Raw genomic sequence first — 15,542 nt, forward strand, 5'->3', positions numbered from 1 at the left:
CGTCCGTAGGGTAGGGCGCGCGGTCGTACCCTTTACCCCTAACGCGAGACCTAAGGTATGACCGCGACGGTTCACGTGGCTCACTGCGGCTCTGAGAGATCCCCGCGGGCCCAGTTTCGCAACACGATCAGATCGGGTTCCCTACCCCTAGCTTCCATTCCGTTGGCGAGTGGTAGCGGAGGAGGACAACCAATACGGCAGGTGCTGCGAGCAGGATTCTGGCGCTGCGCTGAGCATGACTGTCTGAGCTGGAGTCGATGCTGAGCGCATCGGCGGCGCGGACGACAAAGCCTCACTGTCTCTGGACGGACACGCCTGAACGGAATCGAGTCGACCACCCTTCATGTCTCGCTGTATTGGTTTCACGTGAAACGTCAGGCGTGCTCGCTCATCAACAGTGGCGTGAATGATTGGCGCGTCGCCAGCATTTTCGTTCGCGAGAGTGATGGCTCCGAAAGCGCATTGCCTTCATGACGGTGCCAGTGTTGAGAACCTACGAGACGTACCCCTACCCCTGTCACACTTGAGGAGCGATGTCGTCATCGGTGCTCGACGTGGAGGTGGGGCTGCGAGAGACGTCGTCTCTGGAGCATCCCGAGGCACCCACACGTTGGGTGCCTGGAGGTAACGGTCCGCGAAGGGTAGCGAGCTCGGGTCTGCCTCAAGACGTGCAATGACGAGAACTCCGTTGAACACACTGGCGTGCTCAACGTCGGTTTCACGTGAAACATGTATCGCAGAATATGAGAGCGGTCGTCTCCTCCCTCTCAACAGCTCGCTGTAGGGGTAGTGCCCCGTAGTGTGGTGTAGCGCGGTGGTTGGGCTGCTGTTGGTGGCAGCGCGGTCACCGTGTGATCCTTCGAGGAATCTCCTACAACCCACTCGAACGGAGTCATCACGATGACCGCTCCTCATATTGTCGACCCTGAGCGCCTTCTTGGCGAGGCTCTTTCTCAGGCCTCCCCAGACCTGATGCGTAGCCTGCTTCAGACGGTGATCAGCTCCTTGCTGAGCGCCGAGGCTGACGCGGTGTGCGGTGCCGAGTACGGTCAGGCCAGCCCCGAGCGCCGGGCTCAGCGCAATGGCTACCGGCACCGGGACCTGGACACCCGGGTCGGCACGATTGACGTGGCTGTCCCCAAACTGCGCACCGGCTCATACTTCCCCGACTGGCTGCTTGAGCGCCGCAAACGGGCGGAGTCGGCGCTGATCACTGTGGTTGCCGACGCCTACCTGGCCGGGGTCTCCACACGGCGCATGGACAAGCTGATAGGTACTTTGGGCATCAATTCGCTGTCGAAGTCACAGGTCTCACGTATGGCGGCCGAGCTCGACGAGCAGGTCGCCTCCTTCCGCAACCGGCCCCTGGGCGATGCAGGCCCATTCACCTTCGTGGCGGCCGACGCCCTGACCATGAAGGTCCGCGAAGGTGGTCGCGTGGTCAGCGCGGTGGTCCTGACCGCTACCGGGGTCAACGCTGACGGACATCGCGAGGTCCTAGGACTGCGGGTAGCCACCACCGAGAGCTCGGCGGCCTGGAACGGGCTGCTCGCCGACCTGGTGGCCCGGGGGCTTACGGGGGTACGGCTTGTCACCTCTGACGCCCACACGGGCCTGGTTGAGGCCATCGCCGCGAACCTGCCCGGAGCGACCTGGCAGCGCTGTCGCACCCACTACGCCGCTAACCTGATGACCGTGGTTCCCAAGAGTCTGTGGCCCGCTGTCAAGGCCATGCTCCACTCGGTCTACGACCAGCCCGACGCAGCAGCCGTCGAGGCTCAGTTCGACCGCCTCCTGGACTACGTCCACACGATCCTGCCCGAGGCTGCCGACCACCTCGACGCCGCACGAGCCGACCTGCTGGCCTTCACTGCCTTCCCTGTCGAAGTATGGAGACAGATCTGGTCCAACAACCCCCAAGAACGCCTCAACAGAGAGATCCGCCGCCGCACCGACTCAGTAGGTATCTTCCCCAACAGAGACGCCATTATCCGCCTGGTTGGCGCCGTCCTGGCAGAGCAGACCGATGAGTGGACCGAAGGACGCCGCTACCTCAGCCTCGACGTCCTCAACCGCAGCCGGAACCTACCCAACGCCCCCTCCCTCACCAGCTAACAACCACACTCCACGAAGACCTCTACACCACATCAAGAGACTTGACCCTCAGGAGCTAACGTCATTCCGGTACCTGCGTGTCACGTGCTTCTTCGGTGTTCCGTTTCTCGACGGTGTTTCACGTGAAACAGAAGATGCCGTGTGTTGCGGCGATGCTGGCTAAAGAGCACATCGCGACAGGAACAACTCAGTTCTCGACGGTCACCGGGTTGAGAGGACTGGTGAACGCAATGCCGTCGTCGGCAACCCCTCCCCTGGGGAGTGGATCGGTCACTCACAAGAGCAGTTGCAGACTCCTTACCCTCATTACCCTCACATACGACGGTGGCTCCACTCTGAATGAGCGGAGCCACCGTTTAAACCAAACCTACGGATGCACAAGCGGGTGTCGCACTAATGCGTCGTAGAGCTGCTCCAGCTCACCCTCGGCCTTTGCGGCGATTGGAAGCAGAGAGGTCTCTGTCATGCCCGGGATGACATTGACGTCGATGAACCACGGAGTTCCCTCATCGTCGAGAATCAAGTCCGTTCGTGAAAGGTTCCCAAGTCCCAGGGTCGTGTGAACCGTGACCGCGGTGTTCTTGACCATGTCGATGACCGAGTCATCCAGACGCGCGGGAACGAAGTACTCTGAGCGGCCCGGGTTGTAACGTGCATCGAAGTCGTAGCGCCCATCGGTGACCACCTCGACGGGAGGAAGCGCACGTGGCCCCTCTCCCGTATCGACGACGGAGACAGCAAGCTCCGTCCCAGGGACGTAGCGCTCGATGAGTGCCCTCTCGTCATAGGCGAAACAGGCCACCATGGCGGAGCGCAGCTCATCCGCCGTCGACGCGTAGGAGACTCCGAGTCCGGAGCCCCCTTGATGAGGCTTCACAACCACAGGAAGACCGAGATGGCCTGCGACGACAGTCAGGACTTCCTGCGCGCCGAGCTGACTGAAATAGGAATGTGGAAGCGTCAATGAATCAGGAGTAATCACGCCTCCGGTGCGTACACTGGCTTTAGCGGTTGGTTTAAAGGAGGCCCGCTGGCACCCGTCGGAGTGCGTACCGACATACGGCAACCCCAGTGCGATGAGGACGTTCTGCAAGCCTCCGTCCTCCCCAGGACCGCCGTGGACCAGAGGCCAGACGACGTCGGGCCCGAAGGTCTTGAGCGATCCGATGGTGCGCGCATCGATATCCAGAACGAGGACGGTGTGCCCGAGGTGCTTGAGGACCTGGGCAACGCGATGGCCGGAACGCAGCGAGATGTCGCGCTCGTGGCTCAATCCGCCGGCAAGGACGGCGATACGGAGTGGAGACTGGTTCATCGTCAACCTCAGATCTGATCGGGTGCGGGCGCGTGGACGCCTTCGGACGGACGAGGACTGTGAGTGGGACCGAACAGGTTCAGCAGCTCGAGATCGCGGGTAACGACGCCGGACAGCCGCCGCACGCCCTCGCGAATCTCGGTGGGTTCGGGGTAGCAGAAGGACAGACGCAGGTGGTCCTGCCCGGCCCTGCCACCGGCGTAGAAGGCGGTCCCGGAGACGTAGGCGACCAGGTTGGTGACCGCGCGCGGCAGCATATCCTTGGCATCGAGCCCCGTTGGGAGCCCCACCCACACGTAGAAACCGCCCTCGGGGACGTTCCAGTGGCACATCGGCAGGAACTCCTCCAGTGCCGCTACCATCGCGTCGCGGCGCCCGCGGTACATGGCCCGGAAATCCACGATCTGCTGCTTCCAGTCGAACTGGTCCAGGTACATGGAGATCGAGAACTGACCCACCGAGGACGGGCACAGGATGGCCGCCTCCGAGGCCAGCTTCATCTTCTCCCTCACCGCCGGCGGTGCGACCGCCCAGCCTACGCGGTAGCCGGGAGCAAAGATCTTGGAGAAGGAACCGAGGTAGACGACGTCGTCGGGCGAGAGAGTCTTGAGCGCCGTGTAGGTCTGCCCCTCGAAGCCCAGCAGCCCGTAGGGATTGTCCTCCACGATGAGAACATGGTGACGCCGGCAGATCTCGATGACCTGTGGACGGCGCTCCTCCGCGAGCGTCACCCCGGCGGGGTTGTGGAAGTTGGGCAGGCAGTAGAAGAACTTGATGCGACGTCCCTCGCGCTCGAGACGGACGATCATCTCCTCCAGCGCCTCAGGAATGACGCCGTCGGCGTCGATGGGTACCTGCTGCACATCGGCCTGGTACGTCGCAAAGATCGACAGGGATCCGACGTACGTGGGCGCCTCGGTCAGGACGACGTCGCCGGGATCGACGAAGAGCTCGGTGATGATGTCGACGGCCTGCTGGGACCCGGTGGTGACGATGACGTCCTCCGGATCGGCGTCGATACCCTCTAGGGCCATGACCTCGGTGATCTGCTCCCGCAGCTGCGGCAGTCCCTGACCGTTCCCGTACTGCAGCGCCTTGCCGCCGTCCTTGCGGATCATCTGCGCCGTGGCCTCCGCGAGCCGCTCCAACGGGAGGTCCTTGAGATTGGGCATCCCGCCGGCGAGCGAGACCACTTCCGGGCGCGAGGCGACGGCGAACAGCGAGCGCGTCTCCGAGGCGCGCAAACCATGAGCTCGCGCGGCATAGCTGTCCAGCCACGGATCGAGTCGGTTGCCCTTCACCTGGTTGTTGTCCTCACTCACCTGCGGTCCTTCCTTGGTCGCCACTGCTGCGTCCGTAGACCCAAGTCTGCCACGCCGAACCGGTGGGCAGGACGCGGCCAGGCCAGGATGAATCCGCGGTGTTTCACGTGAAACACGCAAAGCCGACCGGGCCCTCACGGGGCAGCAGCGGTGGATGAGAACGCGCCGCGCACCATGGGCATGGTGCGCGGCGCGGGACGGCTCCGGTGGGGTCGACCGTTCAGGAGCTCAAGGCGTGCTTCTCGATGAGAGCGCGCAAGGGAGCCTCCTCGTTGTCGATCGTCTCTACCTTCTGGGGCCGGGCCAGCAGCTCGGCGACGACGTCGGGAGTCTCCGGCTCCCTACCCAGGGCCTCGGCCACGGTCTGCGGGAACTTCGCGGCCTTGGCCGTCTCCATGACGAGCGTGGGGAAGCCCGGTTCCATGGTGCGGAGAGCCACCGTGACGCCGTCGGCCGTATGCGGGTCGATGAGGCGCCCGGAGCGCTCCTTGACGGTGCGGATGGCCTCCAGGCGGTCGGCGTGCGACGACGTTCCCGCCACGAAGCCGAACTCCTCTCCCAGGCGCGTGAGCTGGTCGCGCAGGTCAAAGGTGCCGGTGGCCTCCAGCTCGGCCCAGCGCTCCACGAAGGCCTCCGGCCCCAGCAGGGTCCAGATGAAGCGCTCCAGGTTCGAGGCCTTCGAGATGTCCATCGACGGGCTCGAGGTGGCTAGTGTGTCCGCGGCCGAGCGGGGCCGGTAGACACCGGTGGTGAAGAACTCCTCGAGTACGTTGTTCTCGTTGGTGGCCAGGATGAGCCGGCGGATCGGCACCCCCATGGACCGGGCCAGGAACCCGGCGTAGATGTTGCCGAAGTTGCCCGAGGGCACGCACACGTCGATCCGGTAACCGGAACGGGCCCCCTCCTCCACCGCGTCGGTGACCCGCAGCCAGGACCAGACGTAGTAGACGGCCTGCGCGGCGATCCGGCCGATGTTGATGGAGTTGACGGCTCCCAGGTGGTGGGCCGCCTTGAAGTCCGCGTCATTGCTCAGGGCCTTGACCAGGGCCTGGCAGTCGTCGAAGACGCCCCGCACCGCGATGTTGTGGATATTGGCGTCCTGGAGCGTGTACATCTGGGCCCGCTGCACCGGGCTCATCCGACCGGCCGGCGAGAGCATGAAGACGCTGACGCCCTCCTGCCCCCGGAAGGCGTGCTCGGCCGCCGACCCGGTGTCACCGGAGGTGGCGCCCAGGATGTTGAGGACCCGCCCCTGCCTGGCCAGCACGTAAGGAATCGCCTGCCCCAGGAACTGCATCGCCAGGTCCTTGAAGGCCATTGTCGGACCCTCGGACAGGCCCACGAGAACCAGTCCGTCGGCGACGTCGTCGAGCCCGGTCACCGGGACGACCGGCTGCGGGAACCGCTCCTCCCCGTAGGCGGCCCGGGTCAGTGCGGCCAGGTCCTCACGGGGAATATCGGTGGCGAACAGGCCGATGACCTCGGTGGCCAGGTCGGCGTAGCCCAGGGTCCTGAAGTCCTCAAGCTGTTCCGTGCTGAGGGACGGCAAGCGGTCCGGTACCGCCAGGCCGCCGTCGGGCGCCAGACCCGCCAGAAGAACGTCACTGAACCCGGCGGGCGCCATCTGGCCGCGGGTGGAGATGTACTGGGTGTGCTGCATGTGCTGCCTTCTTGCCGTGTTGCATGCCGTGGTGCCACTGCGATTCCGGGGCGATTCTACGGGGCTGAGGCCGCAGGTGACACACGAGTCCGACTGGGCACGAGAGGACATCAGACAACTAGTGGACGACGCCGGTCTCGCCCACCGCCCCACGAGGGGTGGCGAGCAAGACCGGCGTCGCGGTAGCTGGTGACGGCCGGCGGCCGTCCGGCGTCAGGCCAGGACCTTCTCCACCTCGGCCTTGAAGGAGGCCTTCGGGCGGGAGCCGCTGAACTGGTGGAAGACCTCGCCGTCGCGCACCACCGCGAAGGTGGGGATGGAGCGCACACCGTAGGAGCGGGCCGTGGCCGGGTTGGCGTCCACGTCCACCTTGACGAACTTGACCTTGTCACCGAGGTCGGCGGCGACCTCGTCCACGATCGGCGCCATCTGGCGGCAGGGGCCGCACCACTCGGCCCAGAAGTCGATGACGACGGGGACCTCGGACTTGAGGACCTCCTCCTCGAAGGTGGCGTCGGTAACGGCGAGTGCCTCGGACATGGTTCTTCTCCTCGAACGTTGTGGATGGGTGAGTCGGAATCAGCGCACAGCAGGCAGATGGTTCCCCAATGATGGTCGGAGCCGGCCTGCTCCGCGCTGAAGGCAGGGTGCCGGGTCAGGCCTGCACGGTGGTGAGGTAGTGCTCGGCGTCCAGGGCGGCGCGGCAGCCGGACCCGGCCGCCGTGATCGCCTGCTGGTAGGTGGGGTCGGCGACGTCACCGCAGGCGAAGACCCCGGGGATACGAGTGCGCTGCGAGGGGACCTCGACCTTGATGTAGCCGGCCTCGTCGAGCTCGAGGACATCGGCGACGAGCTCGCTGCGCGGCACCTGGCCGATGGCGACGAACAGGCCCGTGGCCTCAAGCCTGCGGCGCTCCCCGGTGACCGTGTCCTCCAGGGTGACGCCGGTCAGCGAGTCCTCGCCGTGAAGCTCAACGACGCGTGAGTTCCAGGCGAAGGAGATCTTCGAGTCCTCCTGGGCGCGCTTGGCCATGACGGCCGAGGCACGCAGCTCGTCGCGGCGGTGCACCACCGTGACGGAGCGGGCGAAGCGGGTCAGGAAGGTGGCCTCCTCCATGGCCGAGTCCCCGCCGCCGACGACGACGATGTCCTGGTCCTTGAAGAAGAACCCGTCGCAGGTGGCGCAGTAGGACACCCCGTGGCCGGAGAGGCGCTCCTCCCCGTCGATGCCCAGGTGACGGTACTCCGAGCCGGTGGAGATGATGACCGTGCGGGCCTCGTAGGTGGCGTCGGAGGTGGTGATGCGCTTGATGTCGCCCTCCAGCTCGAGGGCGGTGACGTCCTCGTAGCGGATCTCCGCGCCGAAGCGCTCGGCCTGCTCCTGCATCTGGTTCATGAGCTCGGGACCCATGATTCCGTCGATGAAGCCGGGGTAGTTCTCCACCTCGGTCGTATTCATCAGGGCGCCGCCCGCGGTCACTGAGCCGGCCAGGATGACCGGGTTGAGCTGGGCGCGGGCCGCGTAGATCGCGGCCGTGTAGCCGGCGGGGCCGGAGCCAACAATGACGACGTCGTGAATCATGACTCTCCTGACGAACGGGCGGTGACCGCGGCGGGCGGTCGCCTAGTGCAACTAGTAATCAATATAGCCTGTTCCCAGGGAGGCTCTTATTTGACTGTGACCTCCGTCGCAGTTGCCTTGTAGGGGAACTCGCCGGCCTCGTTGTTCTTAGGAAGCTGGGTCACCCTCAGGACGATGGTGTCGACCTCCTGGGGCTTGTCGATCTTGAAGGCGGTGCTCCCCGCGGTGAAGGCGCCTTGGGCCAGGAGCGTGCCACCACCGGCGTTGTCGACGTTCGTGGCGCGGACCTCGACCTGCCCGCCCTCATTGGTCCCCTGGAGATCGACCTCCGAGACCTTGGCCGGGCTCTTGAGCTTGATCTCGATATCGATCGGCTGGGTCAGCTCCGCGCTGCTGGTGTTGTGAGAGAACCAGGCACGGCTCGTGTCACCGTCATTGAGGTACTTCTGGTTGTTGGCCGCCTGCGAGCTCGGGTTGTTGACCACGGTGACGCTGGCGATCTCGGGCGCGGTCGCAGGTGCCTCAGTGGTGGGAGCCGGTTGCTGCTGCTGCCCGCCCCCGTTGCCGGCCTCCTGGGCGCTGGCGGAGGGGACGGTGTCCGCGGCCGCGCGGTCCTTGTCCGCGAAGGGGATGCCGATCGTCTGGTACACGATGTAGCTGGCCGCCGCCAGGGAGACGATGACGATGAGGACGAGCGTGACCAGGATGCTGTTGGTGGTGCGCCGCTCCTGGCGAGCGACCTCGGGGTCGATCTCCTCCTCGTCGTCCTCGAAGGCCGGGAAGCTGCCGGTGAAGGGCTCGGCCGGAACCGGTGCGGGTCCGGGGACCGTCTCGGAGGCGGTCGACAGGACGTTCGGGATCGGGTTCGTCGGCCCGGTGACCTGGACGTAGGCGTCGTTGGCCGGCGGCTCCTGCACGGCCGGGGAGCCGGTCGCGTCGAAGGACGGCGCCGGTGCTTGCGCGGAGGCGGAGGGCGTCTCCATGACCGAGGTCTGCTCCGCAGGCGCGCCGGTGCCGGTCGGCAGTGGCGGCGTCTGGCCGGGCTGAGCAGGCGCCGACTGGCCCGCCGACGGGGCGACCGTGGCGCCCTTGCCGGCGCCATTGCGCCGCAGCCGGTCCAGGACCCCGCGAGCCGCGCTGGCCACACCGGCGCCGGCGGCACTGACGGCGGCCGCCGTGCCCGCGTTAGCGCCGACGGAACCGGCACCACTGGCGCCGGCGGCCGACGACTCGCGCTGGGGCGGCGGGATCGGCGTCGCCCCGGACTCGTGGTAGCCGGCGACCGGGTCCCAGGTGCCCAGTGACCGCGCGACCTCCGCAGCGGAGATCGGAGGCTGGCTGCTCCAGGTGCGCTCGCACAGCTCATCCAGGATCGGGTCGATTCCCGCGACGAGTGTCGAGGGCTTGACCGGGACGCCGCCCAGACGCGGAGCGGAGGGGATACCGGGACGCTTGCCCGGCCACCGACCGGTCAGGCCGTAGTAGAGGATCTCCACCAGCGCGCGGGCGTCGGCACGGTCGGCGGCCGACGGGTCGTGGCCGGCCACCCGGCTCTCCAGGTCGAGGGCGGCGGCCTCGATCCCCAGGCCGCTGACCTTGACCATGCCGTCGGGAAGGACGCGGATGGACTCGGGAGACAGGTTGAGGTGGTGCAGGCCCCTGCGGGCGCCGGCGTCGAGCGCCTGCGCGGTCTCACCGATGATCGCGCGCGCCTGCGCCGGGGGCATGCCCCGGGAGACCAGGGAGGAGAAGGTACGTCCGGTCAGCGGCTCGGTGACGATGACGGAGGGCTCGGCGCGCTCGACGTCGTAGACCTGCTGAAGACGCTGGTCCTCGACCAGCACCGCCCTGCTGGCGGACTCCAGGACGTTGTCACGGTGAAGCGTCGCATCGGTGAGAACCAGGATCGTGACGTCTCGATCCAGGATCGTGTCAACGCCACGGTGCCTGACGATGCGCGGCAGCGTGGTGGACAGCGTTCCCAGGAGTCCGTAGCGACCACTGCCGATCGGCGTCGCCTCCGACATGCGTCTCCTTCCTTGAGATGGTTGTCCATCTGAACCAGTTGACCCCATCGTAACTGTCTGAGGGCTCCAAACCGGGGTGATGTGGCTCGTGTGGGCAGAGGCGTGGGACGGGTAGGGGGCGGACTGCCCTGTGGCCACCCGGGAAGGGGGGATGCTGGCGGGCGGCGGGGGCGGGATACTCCCGGGAGTGTTGGCGGGGACGTGACCCGGAGCCTGGGGGCGGCGGGAGGCGTCAGCCGCATAGTCGGCGCTCGTGGGGGGCGGCGGCGCCGCTGCCTGCGAGGGCGCCGGTGGCGGAGGCGCGAGCGGGTAGACCGGCTGCCCGTCCTGGGTGTAGCCGGCAGGCGCCTGGGAGGACCGGCCGCCGGCGTGCTGCTGCCCCATTTGACCCGGCTCTCCCCAGGGATGGGTCTGCACCTGCGGGGGCGGCGGCGGTGCGGACGGCTCCGCCTGGACGCCGCCGGAGGTGTAGCCAACAGCACCATGCGCGACCGGTTCCGTTGAAAAACCCGACGGGTCGGAAGCCCGCTGACCCGGCGGAGGGGGCGGTGGCGCCGAGGACTGGACGGCGGGCATCTGAGCCGTCGCCTGCGTCGTCGGCGCCGGCGGCGACAGCCAGGTCGCGATCGCCAGGACCACTCTCCCGGGTGCGCCGGGCAGACGGCGACCGATCGTCGACAGGATCCGTGAGAAGGGACGGAAGGCGACGGCGATCTCCTCGATCCCCACGACGCGCCCCATGAGCAGGTAGACCAGCGACATGACGGACGCGACGATGCAGATGTGCCCGAAGGCCGCGAGCATCTTGGCCAGGGAGGAGTCGGCGTCGACATTGCCCATGACCAGGTTGAGGACGATTCCGGCGACGACCGCGGGCACCACCGCGATGACCAGGCGCAGGTGGGTGGTGATGATCCTGCGGCCGTCGAGGCCGGGCAGGTGGGAGCGCAGCATCGGGATGACGACCAGGCAGCCCCCGATCTGGCTGAGCGTGTTGGCCGCGCCGGCCCAAGCCATCCAGTGGTTGGCCGGGGCCACGAAGTAGGCCATGACGCACAGGACGACCGGGACCACGCCGACAACGACGTCGGCCAGGAGCAGCCGCTTGGTGTCCGAGTAGGCCAGCATGACTCGCTGGGTCCCGAACCAGATGCCCTGCGGCACGATGCCCAGCGCCAGGGTGATGAGCATGGGAGCGCTCGCCTGGGCCTCGGGCAGGGTGATCGAGGGGGTGAAGAGCTGAAGGGCCGGGACAGCCAGCACGCAGATGCCCGCCGTGGCCAGCACCGTGAAGACGCCCGCTGAGCGCAGGCCCAGGGAGAGGTCCTCGCGCACGCCGGCGGAGTCCCCGGCCGCGGCCTTCTCACTCATGCGCGTGAACAGCGCGGTGATGATGGAGGTGACCACCAGCGACTGCGGCAGCATGTAGATGAGGTAGCCGTTGAGCCACATGGTCGTCGAGGGCACGATGACGTTCGCGTACTCGGGCTGCTCCGAGGCCGTCACCGCGTAGGAGCCCAGGTTGGAGGTGATCCAGTTGCTCAGGCTGGCCACGCCGACTCCGGCCAGCGCCCACAGGGCCACCTTGACGGTCTTGCCCAGACCCAGGCCCCGCACCCCGAAGATGATGCGCGGCCGGAAGCCGGAGCGCACCAGGGGGATGTAGAGGATCAGCGCCTGAACCGCGATGCCCAGGGTCGTCGTCGCGCCGATGAGAGTGATCCGGGGAATGTCCCAGACCTCAGGCCCCTGGCCCGCCGTGTGGCGACCGTAGATATGAAGGTAGGCCATGATCGAGGCGATCGAGATGATGTTGTTGAGAACCGGGGACCACATGTAGGGCCCGAAGCTCGAGCGCGCGTTGAGCACCTGTCCCCACAGCGCGTACAGGCCGTAGAAGAAGACCTGCGGCATGAACCAGAACGCGAAGGCGAAGGACAGCGTCCGCCACTGCCCCTGAGCCAGGGAGTTGGCGTTGATGGTGAAGATGAGGGGTGCGGCCGCGGTCGCGATGCAGGTGACCACCAGCATGAGCGTGGCCGCGGCGGTCAGGAGGCGGTTGACGATCTCCTCGCCGTTGCGCCGTCGCAGCGCCTGGACGATCTGCGGCACCAGAATGGCGTTGAGGATGCCGCCGATCATCATGTTGTACAGGTTCGTGGGCAGGTTGTTGGCCGTGTTGAAGGCGTCGGCGGCCCCCGAGCCGGTGGCGCCGAGCGCCATGACGATGAGGGCGTTGCGCACCATGCCCAGGACGCGGGAGACCAGCGTCCCCGAGGCCATGATGGCCGAGGACCGCGCCAGGGACGCCTGACTGCGCCCCTGGGAGGCCGAACCCCTGGCTCGTGCGTGCTTGATCATGCTCATACCGTCTCCTGTGCAGCCGGGGCCACCGCGGTGCGGCGGCCTCGTCGTACTGTCCTCACGGTACCGATCACCACGATGGAGACCAGGACGCCGACGATGATGCCGGTGCCCCGGCTCTCCCAGTCGGCGCGGACTCTCATGTGGACGGTGGTGGGCGTGCCCACGGTGGTGCCGTCCGCGGCGAGGACCTGGACCGTCAGGCCGACGTCGCCCGAACCGACCGCCTGGATCGGCACGGTGACCTTGGCCTGCTGGTGGGCCGGGACGGTCACGGTGGTGGTGCTGGGGACCTGGAGGCGCTTGTTGTCCGAGACCAGGTAGACCTGGACGGTGACGTCCTGGTCCAGGGAGGAGGTGATCCTCACCGGCAGCTGCGCCTCGGAGCTGATGAGGTTGATGGTCGACGACGGTACCGCGGCCAGCGAGGAGGTGACATTCGCCCCGGCGGCCTCGGCAGCCGGAACCTGCGCGTCACGGGTCGCGGGGTCTGCCCGCCAGGACGCCGAGGAGACGACGGCCTCCAGGTCCGTGTAGTCGCCCAGCAGCGCAGCCGGCTCGGAGAGCACCGAGGAGACCGACTTCAGGGTGCCGGCCCTGCTGGCAGCAGCGGCGAGGGTCGCCGTGGGCAGCTCGTCGTCGTTGATCACCTTGTCCGGCGGCTCGGAGCGCTCAACTCGTGAGGTCCCCTCGTCGACGGCCTCGACCTCGGCGCGGGCGCGCTCCTCAAGGGCGCTGAGCGGCTGGGACTGGGTCCAGGAGGCCGAGCGCAGGGCGGACACGCGTTCCTGCAGGGCGGCAGGATCCGTGGTGGAGGCGGCCTGGCGGGGCATTGCCACGACGATGTCGCGCTCCAGCGCCGGGGCCTGGCGGGTCAGGATCGCGCTGTCGCCGCGCAGCAGCTGGCGGGTGTCGAGCTCTGCGGCCTGGGTGCTCTGACTGCTCTGGGAGGCCGGGGAGCCGTGGTCGGAGGCGTCGTCCCCGGAGGCCTCGTCACCGGCGAGCGTCTCCGACAGGGACTGCTCGGGAAGCAGGACCGCGTGGTCGCCGAGCGCACCGAGGCCGGACGGGGTGTAGGAGAGCTCGTCGACCACCGGCAAGGAGCCGGGTGAGGCGATGACGGTGGACGCCGAGGCCGGCAGCGCATCGGCCGTGGCGGAGTCCATGACGCTGGAGGCCAGCCAGGCCAACGACGTCGGGGCACCGGCCTTGACGAGGGCCGACTCCTGGGTGCGCTGCGCGGCGGTCTCGATGAGATCCGTCCGCTGCAGGTGCGTCAGCGCCGCGGTGTCGGAGTCGCCCCACGGCAGGGCCACCAGGCTTCCGGTACCGATGGCCCGCACGAGGGCGGCGGAGAGCTGGGTGGTGTCGTCGGAGGACTTGCCGTCCGACGACGGTGCGGTGGAGCTCGCCGACGGCGAGGCCGTGGCCGGTGTGGAGGGTGAGGACGGGCTGGAGGAGGCCGACGATGAGGGTGACGCCGATGAGGACGACGACGGGCCGGCGGTTGCCGCGGACGAGTCGCCGCCCTGAGGCGCCTGCGGGGTCCCGTCCGGGGTCGAGGGCTGGGAGCCGCCGTTGCGGGTGGCCTCCTCCAGGCTGGCCTGGGTGACGCCCAGGGCCTCGACCAGCGCGGGGTCGACCGCGACGACGACGCCGTCGCCGGCCATGCCCAGCAGACCGAGGACCCGGCTGTGGATGCGGGTCAGGGCCTCCTCGCGCTCCGGGGTGCGCGGACCGGCGAGAACCGCCGTCTCCTGGGCGGAGGCGGTGACAGGGATGAAGGTGGTCAGGCGCAGTGGCGCGACGGAGGTGCCGCTGTCCCACACCAGGATGCTGCGGTCCTGGGCCAGGGGGCTGCCCTGCGACTCCAGCTCGACGGCGATGCCGCGCGGCCCCCACTGGTCGGCACCGGTCAGGGGCAGCTCGTCGGCCGGGACGGTGATGGAGAACTGGGCGACCTCGCCGGGCTGGAGGTCACGGCCCAGTGGGACCGTGAAGGGGTCCGACAGCCCCGACCCGTCGGTTCCGGTCAGCCACTTCCCCAGGCTCTGGCTGGTGACCTCGGTGGATCGCTGCACCCTGGTCACCAGGTCCGCTCCGGTGACGACCTGGCTGGTCGCGTTGGTGATGGTTCCGGTCAGGACCAGGTCCTGGTCGCTGTGCAGCACCTCGGGGGCCAGGGCGTCGATACTCATCGTCACCTGGTTGGCGGCCGTCTCGGTGCCCTGCCCCGAGGAGCCGGCGCTCCCGGTCTGCGCCGCCGAGGCCGACGGTGAGGTCGATGGTGAGGCCGACGAGGAGGGCGCCGTCGTCGCCGACGGCTTCGTCGAGGCCACGGGTGAGATGTCCGCCGAGACCCCGACGGGTACCCGGTCCGCCCGGGCCGTCGGCGGGGTGGTCAGCGGCAGGGCCACCAGGCCCACCACGCCCAGCAGGGCGGCAATGGTCACCATCGCCCTGCTCCGCAGCCGGGAGCCCAGCGTGGTGACCACCTTCGCGCACAGGTCGACGGCGCCGGTCATCCATCCCCCACCAGGATGTCCCAGGCCGCGGCCACGATACGGCGCTCGTTGGGGTAGGCCAGCCGGTGGGAGACGTCGTCGAGAGCGACCCACTCGACGTCCTCGGCCTCATGGTCCGGGTCGTTCTCCGTGGTCAGGGTGCCGCTGACCGCCTCCAGCAGGAAGTGGTGCACCACCTTGTGGACACGGTGCTCGTGACCGGCGAACCAGTAGTCGATCGTGGCCAGGTGCCGCAGGACCCGGCCGGTGATCCCGGTCTCCTCCATGATCTCGCGGACCGCGGCCTGCTCGGGGGTCTCGGAGCCCTCCAGGTGCCCCTTGGGCAGGCACCACTCCAGCCGCCCGCCGCGGTTGCGCCGGGCGATGACCGCGGTGAAGGCCTGACCGTTCTGAACGTCAACGACCAGGCCGCCGGCACTGGTCTCGTTGACGATCGGTAAAGCGCGCGCACTCGCCCGATGAGCCGGGTTTCCGGCGCGGGGCGTGCGAGTGCGTGGCGAGGGCATAGGGACACTCTAGGGCGTCGGGGCCGCCGGATGCCTCTGCCCGAGTACGTCGTCGCACACAACTGCGGCGCCTGTGAACGGCCTTTGGTACGACTGCGAGACGGTCCTCACGACAGGACCGGTGAC

General features: G+C 67.9%; 8 protein-coding genes and 1 pseudogene. 1 reads left to right on the forward strand and 8 read right to left on the reverse strand.

Annotated elements, in window-relative coordinates; translation table 11 throughout:
• Positions 1-900 precede the first annotated feature (900 nt).
• Entirely contained in the window at positions 901-2,115 is a 1,215-nt protein-coding gene (locus tag EL340_RS11505) for an IS256 family transposase (RefSeq protein WP_126414336.1), read from the forward strand.
• A 367-nt stretch (positions 2,116-2,482) separates the two neighbouring features.
• Here EL340_RS11505 and EL340_RS11510 read toward each other — a convergent pair whose 3' ends face one another.
• The 8 genes and pseudogenes from EL340_RS11510 to EL340_RS11545 form a co-directional block, all read right to left on the reverse strand.
• Entirely contained in the window at positions 2,483-3,430 is a 948-nt protein-coding gene (locus EL340_RS11510; RefSeq protein WP_126415468.1) for a D-alanine--D-alanine ligase family protein, read from the reverse strand.
• An 8-nt stretch (positions 3,431-3,438) separates the two neighbouring features.
• Positions 3,439-4,752, reverse strand: a complete 1,314-nt coding sequence (locus tag EL340_RS11515) for an aminotransferase-like domain-containing protein (protein ID WP_126414669.1) — start codon at positions 4,750-4,752, stop codon at positions 3,439-3,441.
• A gap of 220 nt (positions 4,753-4,972) precedes the next feature.
• On the reverse strand, positions 4,973-6,412 hold the full coding sequence (gene thrC / locus EL340_RS11520; RefSeq protein WP_126414670.1) for a threonine synthase: 1,440 nt from the start codon (positions 6,410-6,412) through the stop codon (positions 4,973-4,975).
• A 213-nt stretch (positions 6,413-6,625) separates the two neighbouring features.
• Positions 6,626-6,958, reverse strand: a pseudogene (trxA, locus tag EL340_RS11525) (thioredoxin); the annotation flags it as partial.
• A 109-nt stretch (positions 6,959-7,067) separates the two neighbouring features.
• Complete coding sequence (gene trxB / locus EL340_RS11530; RefSeq protein WP_126414672.1) at positions 7,068-7,994, reverse strand: thioredoxin-disulfide reductase; 927 nt, start codon at positions 7,992-7,994, stop codon at positions 7,068-7,070.
• Positions 7,995-8,080: 86 nt separating this feature from the next.
• The gene (locus EL340_RS11535) at positions 8,081-12,388 is read right to left on the reverse strand and encodes a lipid II flippase MurJ (protein WP_126414673.1); all 4,308 of its coding nucleotides are present in this window, start codon (positions 12,386-12,388) and stop codon (positions 8,081-8,083) included.
• Complete coding sequence (locus tag EL340_RS11540) at positions 12,385-14,910, reverse strand: DUF6049 family protein (protein WP_126414674.1); 2,526 nt, start codon at positions 14,908-14,910, stop codon at positions 12,385-12,387. The genes EL340_RS11535 and EL340_RS11540 overlap by 4 nt, the downstream gene beginning before the upstream one ends.
• Positions 14,907-15,416: an NUDIX hydrolase gene (locus EL340_RS11545; protein ID WP_126414675.1), complete on the reverse strand. Its 510-nt coding sequence runs from the start codon at positions 15,414-15,416 to the stop codon at positions 14,907-14,909. Before EL340_RS11545 ends, EL340_RS11540 begins: the two co-directional genes overlap by 4 nt.
• Positions 15,417-15,542: the final 126 nt, after the last annotated feature.

This window comes from Actinomyces viscosus (genome assembly GCF_900637975.1).
Taxonomy (GTDB): Bacteria; Actinomycetota; Actinomycetes; order Actinomycetales; family Actinomycetaceae; genus Actinomyces; species Actinomyces viscosus.

What these genes read in the sequence shown, in the direction of transcription:
- EL340_RS11505 (WP_126414336.1), top strand. Translation starts at nt 901, where the DNA reads ATGACCGCTCCTCATATTGTCGACCCTGAGCGCCTTCTTGGCGAGGCT.
- EL340_RS11510 (WP_126415468.1), bottom strand. Translation starts at nt 3,430, where the DNA reads ATGAACCAGTCTCCACTCCGTATCGCCGTCCTTGCCGGCGGATTGAGC.
- thrC (WP_126414670.1), bottom strand. Translation starts at nt 6,412, where the DNA reads ATGCAGCACACCCAGTACATCTCCACCCGCGGCCAGATGGCGCCCGCC.
- trxB (WP_126414672.1), bottom strand. Translation starts at nt 7,994, where the DNA reads ATGATTCACGACGTCGTCATTGTTGGCTCCGGCCCCGCCGGCTACACG.
- EL340_RS11535 (WP_126414673.1), bottom strand. Translation starts at nt 12,388, where the DNA reads ATGAGCATGATCAAGCACGCACGAGCCAGGGGTTCGGCCTCCCAGGGG.
- EL340_RS11540 (WP_126414674.1), bottom strand. Translation starts at nt 14,910, where the DNA reads ATGACCGGCGCCGTCGACCTGTGCGCGAAGGTGGTCACCACGCTGGGC.
- EL340_RS11545 (WP_126414675.1), bottom strand. Translation starts at nt 15,416, where the DNA reads ATGCCCTCGCCACGCACTCGCACGCCCCGCGCCGGAAACCCGGCTCAT.